General features: G+C 57.7%; 22 protein-coding genes. 1 reads left to right on the forward strand and 21 read right to left on the reverse strand.

The annotated features are described in order from the left end of the window. Positions 1-5: 5 nt before the first annotated feature. From ACLBWT_RS03720 to ACLBWT_RS03755, 8 genes are all read right to left on the reverse strand, one after another. The gene (locus ACLBWT_RS03720; protein WP_447661739.1) at positions 6-986 is read right to left on the reverse strand and encodes a biotin--[acetyl-CoA-carboxylase] ligase; all 981 of its coding nucleotides are present in this window, start codon (positions 984-986) and stop codon (positions 6-8) included. Further along, positions 983-2,341, reverse strand: a complete 1,359-nt coding sequence (locus ACLBWT_RS03725; RefSeq protein ID WP_447661740.1) for a CCA tRNA nucleotidyltransferase — start codon at positions 2,339-2,341, stop codon at positions 983-985. The genes ACLBWT_RS03720 and ACLBWT_RS03725 overlap by 4 nt, the downstream gene beginning before the upstream one ends. Further along, entirely contained in the window at positions 2,338-3,501 is a 1,164-nt protein-coding gene (gene bshA, locus ACLBWT_RS03730) for an N-acetyl-alpha-D-glucosaminyl L-malate synthase BshA (protein WP_447661741.1), read from the reverse strand. Before bshA ends, ACLBWT_RS03725 begins: the two co-directional genes overlap by 4 nt. A 64-nt stretch (positions 3,502-3,565) precedes the next feature. Next, complete coding sequence (bshB1, locus tag ACLBWT_RS03735; RefSeq protein WP_447661742.1) at positions 3,566-4,276, reverse strand: bacillithiol biosynthesis deacetylase BshB1; 711 nt, start codon at positions 4,274-4,276, stop codon at positions 3,566-3,568. 4 nt (positions 4,277-4,280) lie between these two features. Then, on the reverse strand, positions 4,281-4,694 hold the full coding sequence (locus tag ACLBWT_RS03740) for a methylglyoxal synthase (RefSeq protein WP_447661743.1): 414 nt from the start codon (positions 4,692-4,694) through the stop codon (positions 4,281-4,283). 43 nt (positions 4,695-4,737) lie between these two features. Further along, a complete protein-coding gene (dapB, locus tag ACLBWT_RS03745; RefSeq protein ID WP_447661744.1) occupies positions 4,738-5,544 on the reverse strand; it encodes a 4-hydroxy-tetrahydrodipicolinate reductase in 807 nt (268 codons plus the stop codon). 42 nt (positions 5,545-5,586) lie between these two features. Then, entirely contained in the window at positions 5,587-6,105 is a 519-nt protein-coding gene (locus ACLBWT_RS03750) for a tetratricopeptide repeat protein (protein WP_447661745.1), read from the reverse strand. A 51-nt stretch (positions 6,106-6,156) separates the two neighbouring features. Further along, positions 6,157-6,495, reverse strand: a complete 339-nt coding sequence (locus ACLBWT_RS03755; protein ID WP_447661746.1) for a nucleotide pyrophosphohydrolase — start codon at positions 6,493-6,495, stop codon at positions 6,157-6,159. 138 nt (positions 6,496-6,633) lie between these two features. Between ACLBWT_RS03755 and ACLBWT_RS03760 the strand changes: the two genes are divergently transcribed. Further along, entirely contained in the window at positions 6,634-7,515 is an 882-nt protein-coding gene (locus tag ACLBWT_RS03760; RefSeq protein WP_447661747.1) for a YitT family protein, read from the forward strand. A gap of 25 nt (positions 7,516-7,540) precedes the next feature. Here ACLBWT_RS03760 and ACLBWT_RS03765 read toward each other — a convergent pair whose 3' ends face one another. From ACLBWT_RS03765 to hisC, 13 genes are all read right to left on the reverse strand, one after another. Further along, positions 7,541-8,464 (reverse strand): sporulation protein YpjB, encoded by a 924-nt coding sequence (locus ACLBWT_RS03765; protein ID WP_447661748.1) that lies wholly within the window; start codon positions 8,462-8,464, stop codon positions 7,541-7,543. Positions 8,465-8,604: 140 nt separating this feature from the next. Continuing rightward, positions 8,605-9,246, reverse strand: coding sequence for a DUF1405 domain-containing protein (locus ACLBWT_RS03770; RefSeq protein WP_447661749.1), 642 nt, complete (start codon positions 9,244-9,246; stop codon positions 8,605-8,607). Between the two features lie 106 nt (positions 9,247-9,352). Next, positions 9,353-10,231, reverse strand: a complete 879-nt coding sequence (locus ACLBWT_RS03775; RefSeq protein WP_076356355.1) for a menaquinol-cytochrome c reductase cytochrome b/c subunit — start codon at positions 10,229-10,231, stop codon at positions 9,353-9,355. 19 nt (positions 10,232-10,250) lie between these two features. Then, complete coding sequence (qcrB, locus tag ACLBWT_RS03780) at positions 10,251-10,922, reverse strand: menaquinol-cytochrome c reductase cytochrome b subunit (RefSeq protein WP_048746929.1); 672 nt, start codon at positions 10,920-10,922, stop codon at positions 10,251-10,253. Between the two features lie 15 nt (positions 10,923-10,937). After that, a complete protein-coding gene (locus tag ACLBWT_RS03785; RefSeq protein WP_447661750.1) occupies positions 10,938-11,471 on the reverse strand; it encodes a Rieske 2Fe-2S domain-containing protein in 534 nt (177 codons plus the stop codon). A gap of 270 nt (positions 11,472-11,741) precedes the next feature. Further along, entirely contained in the window at positions 11,742-12,146 is a 405-nt protein-coding gene (locus tag ACLBWT_RS03790) for a DUF2487 family protein (RefSeq protein WP_447661751.1), read from the reverse strand. Positions 12,147-12,370: 224 nt separating this feature from the next. Continuing rightward, the gene (locus ACLBWT_RS03795) at positions 12,371-12,556 is read right to left on the reverse strand and encodes an IDEAL domain-containing protein (protein ID WP_021877924.1); all 186 of its coding nucleotides are present in this window, start codon (positions 12,554-12,556) and stop codon (positions 12,371-12,373) included. A 215-nt stretch (positions 12,557-12,771) separates the two neighbouring features. Beyond that, positions 12,772-13,992, reverse strand: coding sequence for a hypothetical protein (locus ACLBWT_RS03800; RefSeq protein ID WP_447661752.1), 1,221 nt, complete (start codon positions 13,990-13,992; stop codon positions 12,772-12,774). 121 nt (positions 13,993-14,113) lie between these two features. After that, entirely contained in the window at positions 14,114-14,698 is a 585-nt protein-coding gene (locus ACLBWT_RS03805) for a histidine phosphatase family protein (RefSeq protein ID WP_447661753.1), read from the reverse strand. Positions 14,699-14,768: 70 nt separating this feature from the next. Then, a complete protein-coding gene (locus tag ACLBWT_RS03810; protein WP_447661754.1) occupies positions 14,769-15,368 on the reverse strand; it encodes an anti-sigma factor family protein in 600 nt (199 codons plus the stop codon). Then, positions 15,365-15,958 carry an RNA polymerase sigma factor gene (locus ACLBWT_RS03815; RefSeq protein WP_447661755.1) on the reverse strand — a complete coding sequence of 198 codons (594 nt, stop codon included), beginning with the start codon at positions 15,956-15,958 and terminating at the stop codon, positions 15,365-15,367. Before ACLBWT_RS03815 ends, ACLBWT_RS03810 begins: the two co-directional genes overlap by 4 nt. A 678-nt stretch (positions 15,959-16,636) precedes the next feature. After that, positions 16,637-17,731, reverse strand: coding sequence for a prephenate dehydrogenase (locus ACLBWT_RS03820; protein WP_447661756.1), 1,095 nt, complete (start codon positions 17,729-17,731; stop codon positions 16,637-16,639). A 1-nt stretch (position 17,732) separates the two neighbouring features. Next, positions 17,733-18,830, reverse strand: a complete 1,098-nt coding sequence (gene hisC / locus ACLBWT_RS03825) for a histidinol-phosphate transaminase (protein WP_447661757.1) — start codon at positions 18,828-18,830, stop codon at positions 17,733-17,735. Between the last annotated feature and the right edge of the window lie 85 nt (positions 18,831-18,915).

An 18,915-nucleotide genomic window follows, 5' to 3' on the forward strand; every position in this document is an offset into this window, starting at 1 on the left:
AAAGATCAGGATCGGGCAGGCTCGCCCATCTCTGCCGAGAACAACGCTGTGACCGTGCCGTCCTCGAGCTCGACCTGCAGCGCTCCGCTCTCGTGGAGCCCGATAGGCGTTCCCTGTATCTCTCCCTGAGGAGTCGAGATGACGAGCTTGCGATGGAGCGACACCGACAAGGCTTCCCACAGAAGCTTGACCGGAGCGAAGCCTTCCGCGAGATAAACCTTGTACAGCGACTCCCATTCGTTCAGGAAGGCGGCGGCGATTTCAGCCCGGTCGAACGTACGGCCTGCCGCGATGCGCAGCGATGCCGCACGCTCCAGCAGCTCGTTGGGATAATCGCCTTCAGCCATGTTTACGCTGATGCCGACGCCGGCTACGATATGGCGGATCCGCTCGTCCTCGGCGGCCGATTCCAGCAGGATGCCGCTCAGCTTTTTGCCTTCATGAAGCAGATCGTTGGGCCATTTGATTCCGATATCCAGCCCGGTATGAAGCCTGAGCGCCCGGCATAAGGCGACCGCCGTCAGCAGTGTCAGCTGCGGCGCGCTGCTGACCGGAAGCGGCGGACGAAGCACCAGGCTCATCCAGAGCCCCTTGCCGTATGGCGACACCCAGCCGCGGCCCATCCGGCCGCGGCCGCTCAGCTGCTGCTCCGCCAGCACGAGCGTCCCTTCCTCAGTTCCTTGTTCAGCGAGCTTGGCTGCGATGTTCTGAGTTGAATCCACCTTGTCCATCAGCAGCAGCCTGCGGCCGAATTCGCGGGTCTGCAGATGGGCGGCTATCCGCTCCTCCGACAACAGGTCCGGCTTGGAAATCAGCTTGTATCCCCGCTTGCGGGAAGCCTCGAAGACGAATCCCGCCTCCTCCAGCTTGCGGATCTGCTTCCAGACGGCAGTCCGGCTCACCTCAAGCTCCCTGCTGACGGCTTCCCCCGAGAGGTATTCATCGCCGCTTTCTTCGAATAGTCGAAGCAATTGTTCCGTATTCATGACGGCGTGCCTCCCTGCTTCTGTTCATACAGCTCTGCCGCACGTTCCAGCAAAGGCTTCTGTTCATTCGGCACCGCTCCTCCGGCAGCCTCCAGGGCCAGCTGTTCCAGCAGCCTGCCCATCCAAGGTCCCGGACGCGCCCCGATCCGATGCTGGATGTCCTTGCCGTCCACCGCCAAGCCGCCGATGCCGCGTACCGGCATCTGCTCCATCCAGGTCCGAATCTCCGCGGCGGAAGATTCGCAGCCCGGAGGCAGCGCTTCGAAATCAAGTCCAAGTCCTGCCGAAGCCGCCGCCTCCATCAAGCGCAGCCAGCTCTCGGCGGCCTCCTCTCCGATGCCGAGCACAGCGGCATGCCATTCCGAGGAAGTGGGCTTGTCTCCCGAGACGGTCATCCAGCGATGAATCGAGAGCACGGATTCCAGCTTCTCCTTGCGGGCGCGCGAATACCGCAGCCGCCGGAACCACTCCCCGGCCATGTCCTTGTCCATTCCGAGGACGATGAACAGCCCTTGCCAGCGCTGCTCCCCGTCTGAGAGCTTGTCCAGGGCAGCGAGCCTGCCGAGCAGGCTATCGGCTGCTTTTTTTTCTCCATGCCGCTTCTTATGGGCTGGACCGGGCCGCGGCAGCTGCCCGCCGGGCAGCAATAGAGGCTCCTTGAAGCATTCCAGAAGTCCGCTCGCATGAAGCCAGGAAGCACCGGATCCGATGCTCCCTTTCGCAACGATGCGATCAAGCTCCAAGCCGATTCTTTCCATCGCGACATGCTTCAAGCTGCCGCGATGGCGCAGCAATGCCCGCCAGGTCGAATGGGACAGCCGGAAGCCGTAGACAGACGAGAACCGCACCGCCCGCAGCATGCGCAGCGCATCCTCGCCGAAGCGGGCTTCGGGATCCCCCACCGCGCGGATAAGCCTGCGCCGGAGGTCCGACATGCCCCCGAACGGATCTTCCAGAACTCCGTCCGGATGCAGAGCCATCGCATTGATCGTGAAGTCGCGCCGCTGCAGGTCGCCTGCAAGCTCCCGGATGAACGATACTTCGGACGGACGCCGGTGATCGGCGTACTCCCCCTCCGTGCGGAAGGTCGTCACTTCGTACAGCTCTCCCCCATGCCGTACGGTTACGGTTCCATGCTGAAGGCCGGTCGGAATGCTGTCCGGGTACAGCTCCATTACTTCCTCCGGAGAAGCGGAGCTCGCGATGTCGACATCCTTAAGCGGCAGCCCGAGCAGCATGTCGCGAACGCAGCCGCCTACGAATACGGCTGTGTGCCCGGCCTCCTGCAGCCTCCGCAGGACAGGAGCCGCATCCCGCATCTCAAGAGGAAGCGACGTGATGGGCTCCCCGTTCATCCCTCGCAAGCCGGAACGGGCAGCTCCGCCTCCATGCCGAGCACCCGGTAGTAGATCTTCTCGTATTCGCGCGTGATCCGCTCGTTGCAGAATTCTCCGTAAGCGCGCCTGATGCACGCGCTCCGAAATTGATCGTACATGGACGGGTTGGTCAGCAGCCTCGCCGCATTGCGCGCCATATCGGCCGTATCGCCGATCGGCGAGAGGAAGCCGGTCTCTCCATGCGAGACGAGTTCGGGAATGCCGCCTGCCGTGGACCCGATCGTCGGAACTCCGCAGCCCATCGCTTCAAGCGCGACAAGGCCGAAGCTCTCCTTCTCGGAGGGAAGCAGCATGAGATCCGCCAGGGAAATGACTTCGGCTACGTCCTCTTGCTTGCCGAGGAAATGCACCCGGTCCTCCAAGCCCATTTCGCGGATTTGGCACTGGATGCGCGACAGCTCGGGTCCTTCTCCGACAAGCAGCAGCTTGGCAGGGACATGTTCCGATACCCGGCGGAAGATGTCGATGACATCGCCGACCCGCTTGACCGGACGGAAGTTGGAAATATGCATCAGGATTTTCTCGTCCGGCGCGGCGTAATCCCCCCTCCGGCTGGATGTATCCCGGGGGTAATAGACTCTTTTGTCCACAAAGTTGTAGGTCAAGTCGATCGGAGTCGTGATGTCCAGAAGCTCCCTCGTCTCGCGGATCAAATCCCGGGAGACGGCCGTCACCGCGTCGCTCTCGTGAATGGCGAGACGGATCAGGTCCTTCAGCGACTCATCCTGCGCCAGCACCGTAATATCGGTGCCATGGAGCGTCGTCACCGTTTTCAGGCCTTTGCCATGGATCTGCTTGGCCAGAAACGCGCATACGGCATGAGGAATCGCATAATGGACATGCAGGATGTCGAGCTTCTGCATCTCCGCAACCTGAGCCATCTTGCTGGCCAGGCTGAGATCGTAGGGAGGATAGCGGAAGACGTAATAGTTGTTGACTTCGACCTCGTGAAAGAAAATGTTTTTGTGGAACTGGCCCAGCCGGAAAGGAATGCTGTGCGTGATGAAATGGATTTCATGCCCGTTCTCGGCCAGCAGCTTGCCGAGCTCCGTCGCGACTACGCCCGATCCGCCTAGGGTCGGGTAGCAGGTAATCCCGATTTTCAGTTTTCTGGTCATGTGGGTTCCTCCCGCTCGTGGCGCTCTGCTTCCATATGTATTCCCCTAACCGGGGTTTTAGGCATCAGCCGATGAAATGCGACACCGGATGCGGCTTCTTGAGCGCGAAGCCTTCCGCATGCGGGCAGCCCGCCGCTTGTCCGGTCAGGTAGTCGCGATATTCGACCCGCTTGACATAGCCTTGAGTCAATGGCGTATCGACCCTGCCGTCGCCTGCGGTTGCCGGGGCGAACTGCGATTGGTACGCCGACAGCGCTTCGAGCTTGCGGCCGATGTAGCTGCTGATGTCCACGGTCAAGGCGATGTCGCGCTGGTCATTGATATAATAAAAAACAAGCTGTTCCACGTTGACCGGCTCCAGGTCCGAATCCGGCAAATAACGTCTCAGCTTGGCGTTGAATACCGCTTCTTCGACCATGGCGCTGGCCGCGTTGTGATCCGGATGGCGGTCCTGCCAATAAGGAGCGAACACGATTCTAGGCTTGCGCAGCCTGATTTCATTGGTGATGGCAGCCAGCTGGGATGCTTCCCCCGTCAGGCCGCGGTCGGGAAGGCCCAGGCAGCTGCGGACGGTCAGGCCGAGTATTCTGGCGGCTGTCTCGGCTTCCTGCTTGCGAAGCTCGACGTTTCCGTTGGAGCTCATCTCCGATTCCGTCAAATCGCAGATCCCGACCGTCATTCCGGCATCGGTATGCTTCAGGATCGTGCCGCCCATGCCGATCTCCGCATCGTCCGCATGGGCGCCGAAGACGAGGATGTCTGTCTGCTGTCTCATCTTCTTACTCCGGCTTGTACTTGTCGACCAGCTCGCGCCAAGCGAAGTCCCCGCGCTGCATCGCCTTGACGAGCAGCTCCGCGGTCGCGATATTGGTCGCCACCGGTATGCCTTGGACATCGCAGAGGCGCAGCAGGGCGATGATATCAGGTTCATGCGGCTGAGCCATGAGCGGATCCCGCAGGAAAATGATGAGGTCGAGCTGATCCTGGGCGACGAGCGCTCCGATCTGCTGGTCCCCGCCGAGCGGACCTGACATATAGCGGTGGATGTTGAGAGATGTCTTTTCCATGATGCGCGAGCCCGTCGTGCCGGTCGAATACAGCTTGTTGCCGATGAATGCTTCCTCGTAAGCGGTGACGAAGTTGACCATCTCGTCTTTTTTGCGGTCATGCGCGATAAATGCAATGCTAAGCATCGCTCTCACTCCTTCATGTATCGATGCGTTTGTTCGGTCGCTGTCACGGTTCCATGATATGTTCGAATCCATAGATGAGGCCTTCATATGTCATCACTTTCTTGATCGCATGGGCGACGCCCGGCATATAGCCGGCTCTGTCATAGGAATCATGGCGGATCTTGAGCGTCTGCCCGAACGCTCCGAAGACGACCTCCTGCTGGGCGAACACGCCGGGCAGCCTCACGCTGTGGATTCTGAAGCCGTCATAGTAGCCGCCTCGAGCGCCTTCGATCGTCTCTTCCTCCCGAGGATTGCCTTGCTTCAGCTCGCGCCGCGCCTCGGAGATAAGCTCGGCCGTCTTGATTGAAGTGCCGGAGGGAGCGTCGAGCTTCTGGTCCCCATGATATTCGATGATTTCAAGATGGGGAAAATGTTTGGAGGCTTCCGCGGCGAATTTCATCATCAGAATCGCCCCGATGGAGAAATTCGGAGCAATCAGCCCGCCGATCCCCTGCTGCTTGCACAGCTCGTCCAGCTCGGCGATCTGCTGCGGAGTAAAGCCGGTCACGCCGGCGACAGGGCGAATCCCGCGCGTTACGGCTTCCAGCGTGTTGGAATATGCGGACTGCGGCACGGTGAAATCGACGAGAACGTCGATTTCTCCGCTGTCCAGCATCGCCTCCAGCGATGGAGACACCGTCAAGCCGCATGGCTCGAGACCGACAAGACGGCCCGCGTCGACAGCGCCGGCCGACGGGGACATGGCGCCCGTCAGCTGGAAGCTTTCATCCTGCAGGGCCAGCTTGACGACTTCGCGGCCCATTCGTCCGGAAGCGCCGGCTACCGCGACTTTGATAGGAGTATTCATGATATCGATCACCTCGAGTTAAGTAGTCGGCTTCCATACCGTTCAGCGCGGCTTGTTCGTCGGCTTGATCGCCCGGTTCAGCTTGCGCAGCAGCATGCGGGCTTCCTCGGAGGAAGGATCCAGCCTGCATGCTTCCATCACGCAATCTTTTGCATTCTGGAGCCGATTGAGCACGTAATAGCACTGTCCGGCCGCGAGGCTGGCCTCGGCGTTGAGCGGATCCAGAAGCCGGGCCTCCTGGGCGAATAGAAGAGCTTCGGAGGCATGGGCAGGTCCGGCCGCCAGCAGCAGCTTGGCATCCGAGACGAGCCTGCGGGAGTCCACGACATCCAGATGGAAGCGGTACTCCGCATGGCCCGGATCCAGCTCGCTTGCAAGTCTGGCATGATGAAGGGCCAGCTCCCATCTGCCGCTGCGCGTGCAGGAGACGGAGCATTTATAATGAAAAGACGCATTGTCAGGCTCCATGTCGATTGCTTGCCGGAACCATCCGATCGCGCCGTCGAAGTCGCCGCCGAGTATGGATTCGTATGCTTTCTTGATGCAGCTTTCCCCGTCCATCCGCCCACCTTCCTTCTCAGAGGATGATGGTTACAGCATATGCCAGGGGCTTTATTGCGGTTCGCCGTTTTTGCGGGTCCAGCGGTCCGCGTCCCTCGTATTGAACTTGTGCATGACGGCATCATGCGCCTTCGTCAGATCGATGTTCAGCGAATTGGCGAAGCAATTCAGGATGAAGAGGATGTCCCCCAGCTCCATCTCGACGGAATTGTCCGCCTCGTCCGGCTTCTTGGGCTTCTCCCCGTACGTATGGTTGATCTCCCTCGCCAGCTCGCCGCATTCCTCCGTGAGTCTGGCCATGAGAGACAAGGGGCTGAAGTACCCTTCCTTGAACTGGCTTATGTATTCGTCGACTTCCCGCTGGATGGCGGCAAGAGATTTTTCGCTCATGGACAAGTTCCCTTCTTTGCAAGGTATCTTTACCTATGTTATCCTAAAGCAGTTTTGAACACAATATTTAAGCCCCTGCCTACTAACGGCTCGCGCCCATGGCAGGCAAGCGAAGTCATCGTCAAGGAGAAACCGTCTATGTCCAAGCTATCCAAGATTCAATGGAACTACATTTATCGCACGATCTTCCCGATCATGCTGGGAACTGCCATTTATGCCTTTGGACTTCAGTACTTCGTCCTCCCGAACCAGCTGATGGAAGGCGGCGTTACCGGCATCGGCATCCTTCTCAACTATGCGCTCGGATGGAAGCTGTCCATTACGACGCTTGTCCTGAACATTCCGTTGTTCCTGGTCGGCCTCCGCATTCTCGGCAAGTTGTCCATGGTCATGACGATCATCGGAACCGTCAGCCTCTCCGTATTTCTGGCCATCTTCGAAAAGGCGATTTCGGCCGGATGGATGGTGCCTTTCTACGCCGAGCATGATTTCATTCTGGCTGCCCTTTACGCCGGCGTCACGCTCGGCATGGGCCTTGGCATCGTCTTCCGCTTCGGCGGCACGACAGGCGGCGTCGATATCGCCGCGCGCATCCTCACCCGCTCCAAAGGATGGAGCATGGGCCAGGTCATCCTGGCGGCGGATGCCATCATCATCGGCCTGTCGCTCATCTACATTCCGAAGGAGAAGGTGCTCTACACTCTCGTCGCCGTATTCATCGCCTCCAAGCTGATCGACTTCATCCAGGAAGGCGCGTATGCGGCCAAGGCGTTCTCCATCATCAGCGAGCACGGCGAGGCCATCGCCGACAAGATCACCGTGGAAATGGAGCGCGGCGTCACGCTTATTCCCGCCGTCGGAGCTTACTCCAAAACGGACAAGCAAGTCGTTTACTGCGTCGTCTCGCGGCAGGAAATCCGCACTCTTCGCATGATCGTCCGCAGCATCGACCCCCGCGCATTCATCGTCATCAATGACGTCCACGACGTGCTTGGAGAAGGATTCAAAGAAGAAGCCTGACCGGTTGCCGGCCAGGCTTCTTCTTTTATTTGCGAGCGACTCCGTTATGGCTTGGCGGCTCGCCTTTGGCCGGATGCACCCGGACGCCATGCTGGCCGCCGCGGTAATTGCTCCAGCCGGCATAGCCCAGCACGGCGGCAATGAGCGGCACGAGCGTATAAATCATCCAGCCTCCCGGCATGATCGGACTCGCTGGCGGCGCTACGGCAGGCTCCGTATCTTCCTTGCCTTCCGACCCTTCGGCGCGGAAGAGCGTGCCCGCCGTCTCCGAAAGAGAACGGAAGGATTGAATGATCCAAGCAGACTGAGAGTCGCCGCCCGCCTTCAGCAGCTTCCCGGTGTAGATTACAGCCTCCCTCATCGCCTCGGCCTGAAGCGGGTCGCGGCTCAGCAGCACGGCAGGCTCGATGACCTCCCAGTGCCGCTCGAGGGTGGCAAGCCTCGCCGCTGCCGCAGCCTCGGCCAAGCTGCCGCTGGTCGTCCAAGCGATCGCGATCTGCCGGGCATCCTCCTTGAGCAGAGGCTCGTACTGCAGCCATAACGCCTCGTCGCCTCCCGCCAAGCTGTCCGCCGCCAGCCTCAGCCTCGACGCAGCCTCCAGAAGCCTGTCCGATTCTGTCCCTGCGGACAGCGCAGCCTTGGCATCGGACAGGCTCTTGTCGACCGCCGCCCAGCCGGCGCTATATCCATGCAAGCGCAGGCTGCGGTCGCCGGCCAGCTTCGCAAGTTTGACAAGCTCGTAATAGGAGCCGCTGCGGTCCCCGTTCACGACGGCCGTGTACAGGTTGTTCGCGGTGCTCCGGAACCTTTGCGCGGGCTCGGCAGCCGAGCCGATCTCCGAATTGCCGATGTATGCGCTGCCCGAAGCGTACACCGCTCCATGGAGCAGCAGCAGGGCAGCCGCCCCTGCCAGTAAGCCGATCCACACTCCAGTCCATTTGCCGGACATGCCTATCCCTCCTGTCTATCCTACTACTATGCTTGGGGATAGGGAGATATGTACGGCTTGTACGATTGAAGCGGATTCTCGGCATGCGGAGCGGCCACCTTCAGCGCTTGAGTCAGATCGTCATTCGAGGGTACTGCAAGTCAGCGTCCTTGCCTCCTGCGCCCGATCGTTTGCGCCAGCCAGACGGCCAGCAAGCTGAATATCGACAGCCCGATCGTGAATGTACGCACAGCGGGCACATCGTTTTCAAGCGCATTTGGCAGATAGGGGTAGATGCCGTAGTGATAATCGAAATAATCGTTGAGCAGCAGCCATCCGGCAGCCGCCAGCGCGGCGGTCTTGCCCAAAGCCATGAAACGGACATAGAGAAGAGCTTCCAGCGCCATGCCCAGATGTGAAGCCATCAGCATGAAATGCGCAGGCTCCAGCATCTCTCCCCGGGCAGCGCCGGCGAGAATGATCGTTGTTGCCCAAATGCCGTATTTCACCGATGTGACGGTTCCAAGACCTTCGATCAAGACACGGACCGTCTTGCCGAGCCGTCCCGGATTCGCAGGCGGAAAGAGCAGGTAAAGCAGGCTCAAGGTGAAGAAAAGGCTGGCTGTCGGGCTGTCCGGAACGAACACGAGCTGCCAGAGCGGATTGCCGGCGTCGACGGTCGCTTCCAGCTGTCCTTTGTACCAATAGTATCCGTACACGGTGCCGAGCGCATTGACGACGAGCAGCAGCCACAGGAATCGGCGATTCAACAAGGCATAGCGGCTGAACAAATTCGAAAACAAGACGATGAGCCTCCTTGGTTAGCGTGCGTGTCGCCCTTTAAAATAATGATAAGCGCGTCGGTTGACGAAAAAGCCTGATCGTCCGGGAACGATCAGGCTGGTTGTCTTATTGAGCCGCTTTTTGCTTGGCGAGCCAAGTGGTGAGCGTATCGATCTCTTCCGCGGAGAGAGTGTCCTTGAAGGCCGGCATGCCGCCCTTGCCGTTGGTGACGATATCCGTCAGCTGCGCTTTGTCCAGCAGATCGCCGACGCCGTGCAGGGATGGAATCTTCGCTCCGGCTTGGCCTTTCAGATCCGTGCCATGGCAAGTCATGCATTTGGCCTTTTCCATGATCGTCTTCACGCCGGCGTTGTCGGCATCGACGAGAGCGACGTCCTCCTTCGGCTTCGTTGCCGAAGGCGGTTCTTCGCCGGAAGCGGCCGCTTCGCGGGCTTTTTCCTCGCGCTCGATATGCTCCGGCACCGTGTTGGTGATCTCGAGCTCATGCTGATAGTGGTCCCAGCTGACCTTGGTCAGATAATAGCACGACACCAGCGACAAGAGCATGAGAGCCGTTGCGATCGGACGGCGGTAGAAGCGGCGCTCCTTGCCCGTATCCAGGAACGGGGCAAGCAGCAGCGAGCCGAAAGCGACGCCAGGCACGCCCATAACGCCGAGCGGTACGTACGAGCCGGATACCCAAGGGTACTTCAGCAGCTGGTACAGGAACAAGAAGTACCAGTCCGGCATCGGAATGAATGCCGAGTTGGTCGGATCCGCCGGATAACCGAGCGGTGGCGGTTCTGCGATCGTAAGAACGAGGAATCCGACGAGCACGACGCAGCCGACCATCCATTCCTTCAGCAGGAAGTTCGGAATGAAGGCTTCCGAACGTCCAGGGAAGGAAGTGTAGTCCGGCGGGATGCTGTTGACGGTTTCGCGCTTGCGAACACGGGAGTCGCCGACATAAACGACTTTTTCGTTTGAATTGTTGCCGTGCGCCATGTGAGTCCCTCCTCTACCGTTATAGAGGACCCGCGATGCCTTGCTTGCGGATCATCAAGAAGTGCGCAGCCAGCAGAGCCAGCAGGGCGCCTGGAAGGAAGAACACGTGAATCGCGAAGAACCTGGTCAGCGTAGTCGCTCCGACGATGTCTCCTCCCTGCAGGAAGACTTTGATGTACTCCCCGATATAAGGCACCGAATCGGCGATCTGAATGCCGACCTTGGTTGCGAAGTACGCTTTGTTATCCCAAGGAAGCAGGTAACCGGTGAAGCCGAGTCCAAGCATGATGAAGAAGATCAGCATGCCGACAACCCAGTTCATCTCGCGCGGAGCCTTGTAGGATCCGGTGAAGAAGACGCGAAGCGTATGTAGGAACATCATGACAATAACGAGGCTGGCTCCCCAGTGGTGCATGCCGCGTACGATCGAGCCGAACGGCACCTTGTGCTGAAGATAGTCCACGCTCGCGTAAGCGTTGATAATATCCGGAACGTAGTACATGGTGAGGAACATGCCGGACAGTATCTGGATAACGGTAATGAAGAACGTCAATCCTCCGAAACAATAGACGAAGGCTGAAAAGTGATGCGCGGGATTGACATGTTCCGGCACCTCATGGTCCGCAACATCCCTCCACAGGGGCGTCACGTCAAGACGTTCGTCGATCCAGTTGTATACGCTTTTAAACATCTGAATTAACGCCTCCTAAACCCTTGTGTTCGGAACGATATCGCCCAGGTAAACAAAGCCGTTCTCGATCTTGACCTGATACTCGTCAAGAGGAGCCGGCGCTACAGACAGGTTTTTGCCGTCTACGGTGTAGTGGGCGCCGTGGCAAGGGCACACATATTCGTTGTTTTTCTCGGTGTTCCAGCCGATCGTGCAGCCCAAGTGCTTGCAGATCGGAGAAAGCGCGAAAATCTTGCCGTTGTCGTCCTTCATGATCCATGCGGCCTGCTCGGGATCGCTTACATACCACCCGTCGACTTGATGGATTTTGAACTTGAACTCCGTCGGCTCGCCGACCTTCACTTTGCTCTCTTCCACGACCTTGACGAAGCTGCCTGCGGAGCGTTTCTCCAGCAGCGGATCAACGGCGAACCGGATCATGGGCAGGACGGCTCCGCCGGCCATGAATGCGGTGGCTCCTCCGAGGGTGTAAGCCAAAAACTGCCTTCTCGACATTTCCTTGCGCTTCACGGGAGCGTGTGCGGATTCTTGATTTTCGTGAGTACTCATCTGTTCAACCCCCTTTGCAACCATATCGGATGCCTTGTCCGCCAGACATTCCGTGTCGAACCAAGCAATTCCTATCATACTTTAGACGTTTGGGAGCGTCAAGAATTTGGAAGTTCAATGTTCAAAAATCGCTCCCATGTTTGTTGCTAATTTGTCACATTTGAGGGCGATCGCACGGGGGCGAGTTTACAATCATTCCCTGACAAATGGTTTCCCCTTCGCGGAAAGAAATTATGCATCCCATTCGTCGCAAAAGCTTCATCCATTCTGTCAGGCTTTCCATAACTCCCGGATCCGCAAGGAGATATCGGAAGGCCCCGGCAGCGCTCCGCTATCGTCCGGGCCAAGCGCCAAGTCCGCCTCCTCCAGCCCCGACAGGTCGACGGCAGCCGATGCAGCGATGACATAGCGGAAGCCACCGCTTTTGACTTTCCTGCACAGCTCGTCCAATTCGGCCAGATCATGGCCGGAGCGATACTGCACGGCCGGATAAGAAATGATTCTTCCCTTGAACGGAATCTCCGCCGCGTCAAGCAGATCGCGCAGCTTCTCGAGCGCCTCAGCCGCCTGCCAAGGAGATTCCGTGCCGGAAAGACCGGTCACCGGAAGCAGGCAAGTATCCATGTACGGCTGCAGCTCGGGCCAGCGCTGACGTTCAATTTCGCTGAATTTCATGCTGTTCCACTTCCTTCGTTATTTTCGCCTCCCTTATGTTACCTTGAAGGGACGTTTTTGCCAACATCCTCAGCCTGCCAGGTTCATTCGTTCCGCTCCGGACATCCATCCTCGGGCAGCAACCGGCCTGCGTGTCGGCGGCCTGTCCGTCGCGGCAAAAAAACGACAGCCTCCGGCCAGCCGCGGAAGCGGCCGGACCGAAGGCCGACATGAAGCGGGAAAACTCAGCGGCGGAGAGCGTTCCACTCCTCGGACAGCTTCTGGAAGCGATCCCTGTCTCCGGTTTCGAGCGCATCGTTTATGGCTGCATAGATTTTTGCTCTGCGAAATTTAAGCAAGGCTTCATCCAGGATCATTTCAGCTGTCAGACCCAGCATGACTTCATAGTTCGCTTTCAATTTGTCCATCATAGGATACACCTCCGTATCGAATCATCCGTGCACCTATACAAGCTCTCTCCTAGATCTTCATGATGCCCGTTACTAGTTTCCTTTCAGGTAGAGCGTATAGATGTAGAGACTGCCCGCAGCCATTCTTCCTGCTATCATTCTATTCCGCCGGACTTCAGAGGGAAGATTACAGAAGCCCGCTCCAATCAAATGTGCGGCAGCCCGAGCGCTACTTGCTAGAGTACGGGATCGCCGCCCGCCTCCACATACAGCACGTCCTGATGCTCCACATGGACGCCGGCCACGACCGCGCTTCCCAGCTTGGTCATCCTCACGACGGTGCCCAGCTTCTCGTCTTCCCCGATCCGCAGCATGCCCAGATGCAGAAGCATCATGAGAATCCGCTTGTCCATCACGGAATCGGCCGTATCGTAATAATAAGGCTTGATGAAGGGAAGGAGGACAGCTCGGAGCGAATCCGCCGTCACCCAGCGGTCCGCCAAATCGTCGATCCAATGAGCGAGGGACAGAAGATTCGGGACTGCGCCCTTATACAGCCGAAGCCAGAAGCGATAGAGCTGTTCGGCTGTCGCCGCGCGCCTGTCCAATAGCGCCTCGGTTCCCCTCTCCGACAAGACGAGCATGTCCTCATCTTCCACGATCCACTTATTATAGAAACAATAATCATAGACCAGCGAGAATCGCTCGGGATATTCGCGGAATCGGCGCCCGTATCCGAAGCGGAATGCCGCTTTGGCCGGTGGCTCCTCCTGCACGCCGAAGCTCTCCATAATCTGCATGACTGTACGCCTGTGCATGTATCCGTCTCTCGTCAGCGGCACTTCGTGATGGCGGACATAGGAGAGCAACGCATGTACGTCCTCGCCGAGCAGCTCCTGTTCATCCCTGTAGACGGAAGGCTCGCCCGCATAGATGAGGCTTTCACGGAAGCGGCGTCCCAGCGCATCTCGGAACTTCACCTTCAGATCTTTCGGAATCTGAAACAGATACCGCTCCGGGCCGCTTATTCCGTTGAACAGCCAGCCTTGCTGCTTGAAGCGGGAGATGATTTCCCTTGGGCCCGATTCAGGTACGGGCTGAGCTTTGCCCTTGCGGCGGTTTTTCGGAACGCTGTCCGCAAGCGGACGCTTCGTTTCCGCTATCCGTGACCCGCCATCAACCTCATCTTCTTGAAGCTTGCTCGATTGCACCCGTGCAATCAACTCTTCCAGGCTGAACAATTCCCTTTTGTCGAATAGCAGAGAGTTGATGAAACGCAAATCTTCCAAACGCATGCTGCCCACCTGAGCCTCGAATACTTCCCTTGATCCCACCTTGGAAAGGATGGACTGAATCAGCTCGTTTTTGGAATGTCCGTTGCACTCGCATTGGTATACATCCGCTATCCGACTGAGCTGGGCGATATCGGCGTAACCCAGCATATCCGCGAAGTTCATTCTCTCTTCCCTCCTGCCATTTGCTAGTACCATTATGGGAAGATCCTCGAAGTTTAAGACATGGCGGGAACGAAAAAAAACCTTCGCCGGAAGGCGAAGGCGGCATGAAACCGGACTCGGCTTAGTTCTCGAGGTGGAGGGTGCAATTATGAAGCAGCGGCGTCCACTTGCTGCCGTCGAACTCAAGAATGGAATAGGACATGTTGTTGAGATAGGTTTGGCTGAGTCCGTCGCAGAGGACTTCCAGCAGTTGAGCCAGGTAGCTTCCGTGCGTAACGACTAGCAGCCTGGAATCAGGGTACAGCTTCTCCATGCTGGCGACGAAGGCTTGTCCTCGTTCCTGCACGCGTTCATCCGACTCGATGCCAGCATCAGGATGGGTCCGCCACATCGCTCCCCAACGCTCTATCCTTTCCGCTTCCTTTGTTCCCTCCACAAGACCGAAGCTGCGCTCCGACAGAAGCTGTTCCGGCTCAAGCAGCGGAATGTCCAGCTTCTCGGCAATCACTCGCCCGGTTTCACGCGCACGGACCAAAGGACTGGTCACGACTCCATCCCATTTGTCGCCGTCCCTCAGCAGCCTATCCGCAAGTCTTCCGGCCTGATCCCGCCCTTCTCCGTTCAGCGGAATGTCCGTGATGCCTTGAATTCGTCCCTCTGCATTCCAATCCGTCTTCCCATGACGGATCAGCCCTAGCTTCATCATCTTGTCCATTCTCTCCTTCGTTCTGAACCTAAAAATCCGGCCGCAAATGCAGCCGGAAACGGTTTGACCATTATTTGCGAATTCGCGAAAGCCAATTCAGCATGAACAAAATCAGTACCAGCCCCAGCATGGACAAGATGATCCAATATTGAGGCGTTGTAGGCACGATATTGAGTATGAACGGATCGCTGACCTGGGCTACGGGAGTATCGGCGGAAAAGCTTGCCTTGAACATCGTGCCCGATGAGGCGCTTGCGGTCTCCATCAACCCGGTCTTGGTAACCGTTTCCGAATCCGCGTCGCCGCGGCTTAACAGTACATATAACAAGCTGGTCGTAAACATCGCCAGGCAAGCTGCCACAGCAGCCGAAACCCGGTTGTTCAGATGCCTGCCCAGCGGATGAAACATGCGCGGCTTGGGATTGTACCCGTCTTCCGCATAAATTCGATCCATAACCTGTCGGTTGACTGACTCAGCGGATTCCCAGGAAGCAGCTTCGTCTTCCTCCGCGAGCTGCCTGATCAGCAGCTCGCTTTCCTCCCATAAGCGGAAATCTTCCTTGCAAGCTATGCAATGCTTCAAATGCAGGTCGACGGACAGCTTTAAAGGATCGCCTTCAGGGAGATCCCAGTAAAGGCCGAGCGCCTCCTGCACTTCATCGCATTTCATCGCAGCTTCATCCCTTCGAAATCTTCGCTCGCAACCTCTTCGAAGTAAGGCTCCAGCTGCATCTTCACGCTGCTTCTGGCGCGGAAGAGCAAGGATTTGACCGAGCTGACCGTGCCTCCAAGAATATCAGCGATTTCCTGATAATCCAATCCATCATATTCTCTCAGCACGAGCGCGGATCGCTGCTTCTCGGGCAAGGTGCGGATCGCATCTCTGACGAGCGTCATGCGCTCTCCCTGAAGGATCTGCTGCTCGGGAGCCGCCTCCTCCGGCGCTGCCGGCATCAGGCCGCTCTCTTCGAGAGGGATATGTATGCTGCGCTGCTTGCGCAGCTCGCTGAGCACCGTATTGCGCGCGATGGTGTACAGCCATGTGGAGAATTGGGCATCCACCTCACGGAAGGAGCTCAGGCTTCGATAGGCCTTGTAGAAGGTTTCGGAGCACAGATCCTCCGCGACAAGCTCCATCTTGGAGCTTCGCAGCATTTGAAGGATGAAGGACATGATCTTACGCTGGTAACGCCTCATTAATTCGGAATAGAGCTCAATATTTCCGTCTTTGATTTGCCGGATAAGTTCGGAATCAACCATGACAGGCGGTAGTACCTCCTCACCTGCAAATATTCCGTTCCGGTTACACAATTGTACCGGAGCGGCTGCAGAAAGTTGCGCTGTCTGAAGAAAAAAGTTCGGGCGGCCTCTTATGAGTATTTCGGAATGGCGGGTCTCATTCTGTATAGATTCCAATTCGATAAGGAAACTCATAATCCTGCCGCCTTCGACAAGAATCATTACCCATAAATTGGATGGACCAAAACTCACTGTATTGTAGCATGGGCCCGGAGGTTAAATCGGAAAATGAGGAAAGTTTAAGAAAAACGAAAGCCGCCTTATAGAAGGCGGCCCGGCACAGAGATGCGATTCCGTTTATTTGTTTCATCGAATCAACCGTTTTGAACGTGCTGCAGGACAAGCAAGATTCGCAATCATCACCGATGGGACAAGCATTAAAAACAAAAAGCCGCCTTATAAAAGGCGGCCCGCACAAGACGTGCGATGGAGTTGGATAGGAGTGGAGAGAAACCATACTGTAGTGCTAGTATAATGTATCCGTTTTCAATTTGTCAATAAGCGTTTTCATTTTTTATTTTGGCGAGGTAAATAGACATTTTTGCATGGATTGATGCCCTTTGATGGGAAGGTCGGCGTTCGCCCTGCAAGAGTTCCCCCTATAAAAAAAGATCCCGGATCCCGGGATCTTTTATTTATTCAGAACTTGACTGTATATTTGAATTGCTCCAGCACGTCGACGGCCTGATCCAGATCGCCCTGCGTGCGGAAGCTGAGCCTGAGCACGCCTGGCACATCCTCGCGGCTCTCGATGATCTGCAGGTTGCTGAGGTTGATCCTGCGGTTGCCGAGCTCCGTGGCGATCTTGCCGATGATGCCGGGATGATCCGGCACGTCCATGTAGCATTCATAGACGGATTGCAGCACGCCGCGGCGTCTCTCCGGCAGCGAATCGCGGAATTCGCCCGCGCTCCGGAACGCTTCGCTGACAGCCTCCCCGTCTCCGTCCCTCAGAATATCGGCGAAACGGCTCATCTCGCCTTTCCATTCGTCCAGCAGGTCGAGCACGACATCACGATTGTCCAGCAGGATATCCCTCCATACGGTCGGATCGCTCGAAGCGATCCGCGTAATATCCCGGAATCCTCCTGCCGCCAGCATGGCGTACATGCCGGAATCCTCGTTCCGCTTCTGCACCTGATTGACCAGGGCGACTGCGATCAGATGCGGCAGATGGCTGATCGCTCCGACGATGCGGTCATGCTGGACCGGGTCCATCGACACGACTCTCGCGTTCGTCAAGGCAAGCAGGCTGCTGAGCCTCGCGACAGCCTCCTCCGGCGCGGCCGGGTCAGGAGTAAGGATATAGAAGGCATTTTCGAACAAATGCCTTGAAGCGGCCTCGACTCCCGCTCTTTCCGAGCCTGCCATCGGATGGCCGCCGATGAACAAGCCGCGCCCGAGATCGCATTGCGATGCCGCATCCATGATGCCGGCCTTCGTGCTGCCTACGTCGGTAATGATGCAGCCCGGCTTGAGCGGCAGCTTGCCGAGCTGGACGAGGTAGTCGCCGATCAACCCCACCGGCACGCACAGAAAGATGAAGTCGGCCTCCTGGACGGCCGACTCCAGCGAAGTCGTCGCTTCATCCACGACATGAAGCTTCAAGTATTTGTCCGCGGATTCCTGCCTGTAGGAGTATCCTGTGACATGGAATCCTTCCATTCCTTTGAAGCAAAGGGCAAGAGAGCCGCCGATCAGGCCGGCTCCGATAACTGCGATTCTAGTATCCAACTTACCCGAGCACCGCCGCTTCTCTCAAAACCTGTTCCAGAGCCGCGATCAGCTTGCGGTTGTCCTCCGCCTTGCCGATGGAGATCCGCAGCCAGTTCGGCGACTTCGGCCAGTTGGCCCGCGTGATGAATCCTTTGCGGAGCAGGGCGTCGAAAGCGTCCTTGGAAGGAAACCGAACATCGACGAAGATGAAGTTCGCCTGAGTCGGGAAATACTTCAGTCCAAGGCGGTCGAATTCCCCTTGCAGGTAATCGCGCTCGCGGATATTCTTCTCGCGGCAGCCGTCGACGAAGTCCTGGTCGGCAAGCGCCGCCCTCGCCGCAGCTTGGGCGACTCGGGCCGTATTGAACGGCTCCCGCACCAGGTTGATGCTGTTGATGACCGACGGGTGGGCGATTCCGTATCCGATGCGCAGCGCCGCGAGTCCATAGATCTTGGAGAAGGTGCGGAGCGAGATCAGGTTGTCGAAGCGCTTCAGCAGCTCCAGGCTGTCGTGGTAGTCCACATCGTCGACGAAATGGCAGTAAGCCTCGTCCAGCACGACAAGCACGTCGCTGCGGATGCTGTTCATGAAGGAAGACAGCTCCTCCTGCGTCACGATCGAGCCTGTCGGATTGTTCGGCGAGCAGATCCAGACCACCTTCGTCTTGTCCGTTACGGCTGCCAGCATCGCGGGAAGGTCATGCCTGCCTTCGACCAGAGGGATCTCGATAATGACGGCGTTCTCCACGACGGCATTATGGCGGTATTGGGAGAACGTCTCGCTGGCCATGACCGTCTCGTCTCCCGGCTCCAGGAAGGAGCGCGCGATCATGAGAATGATCTCGTCCGCTCCATTGCCCCAGATCAGCTGCTCCGGCTGCACCCCAAGATTGGCGGCCATGGCCGCCGTCAGCTCGATGCTGGCTCCGTCGGGATAGATGCTGTTGTTCTCGATCTCGGCGATGATGGCCTGCCGGGCCAGCGGCGAGCTGCCGTAAGGGTTCTCGTTGGAGGCGAGCTTGATGACTTCGTCCAGTCCAAGCTCCCTCTTGACGTCCTCCACCGGCTTGCCGGGCTGGTAGACGGGCAGATGTAGGATGTTGCGCTTTGCTTGCATAGGGTCGTCACCTCAATGATTTGATTTCCGCCTGGGTGTTGCGTTATGGCATCTATTGTCTCACAGATGGCGGAAAGATGGAAGC

The sequence above is a fragment of the Paenibacillus sp. D51F genome, from assembly GCF_053345695.1.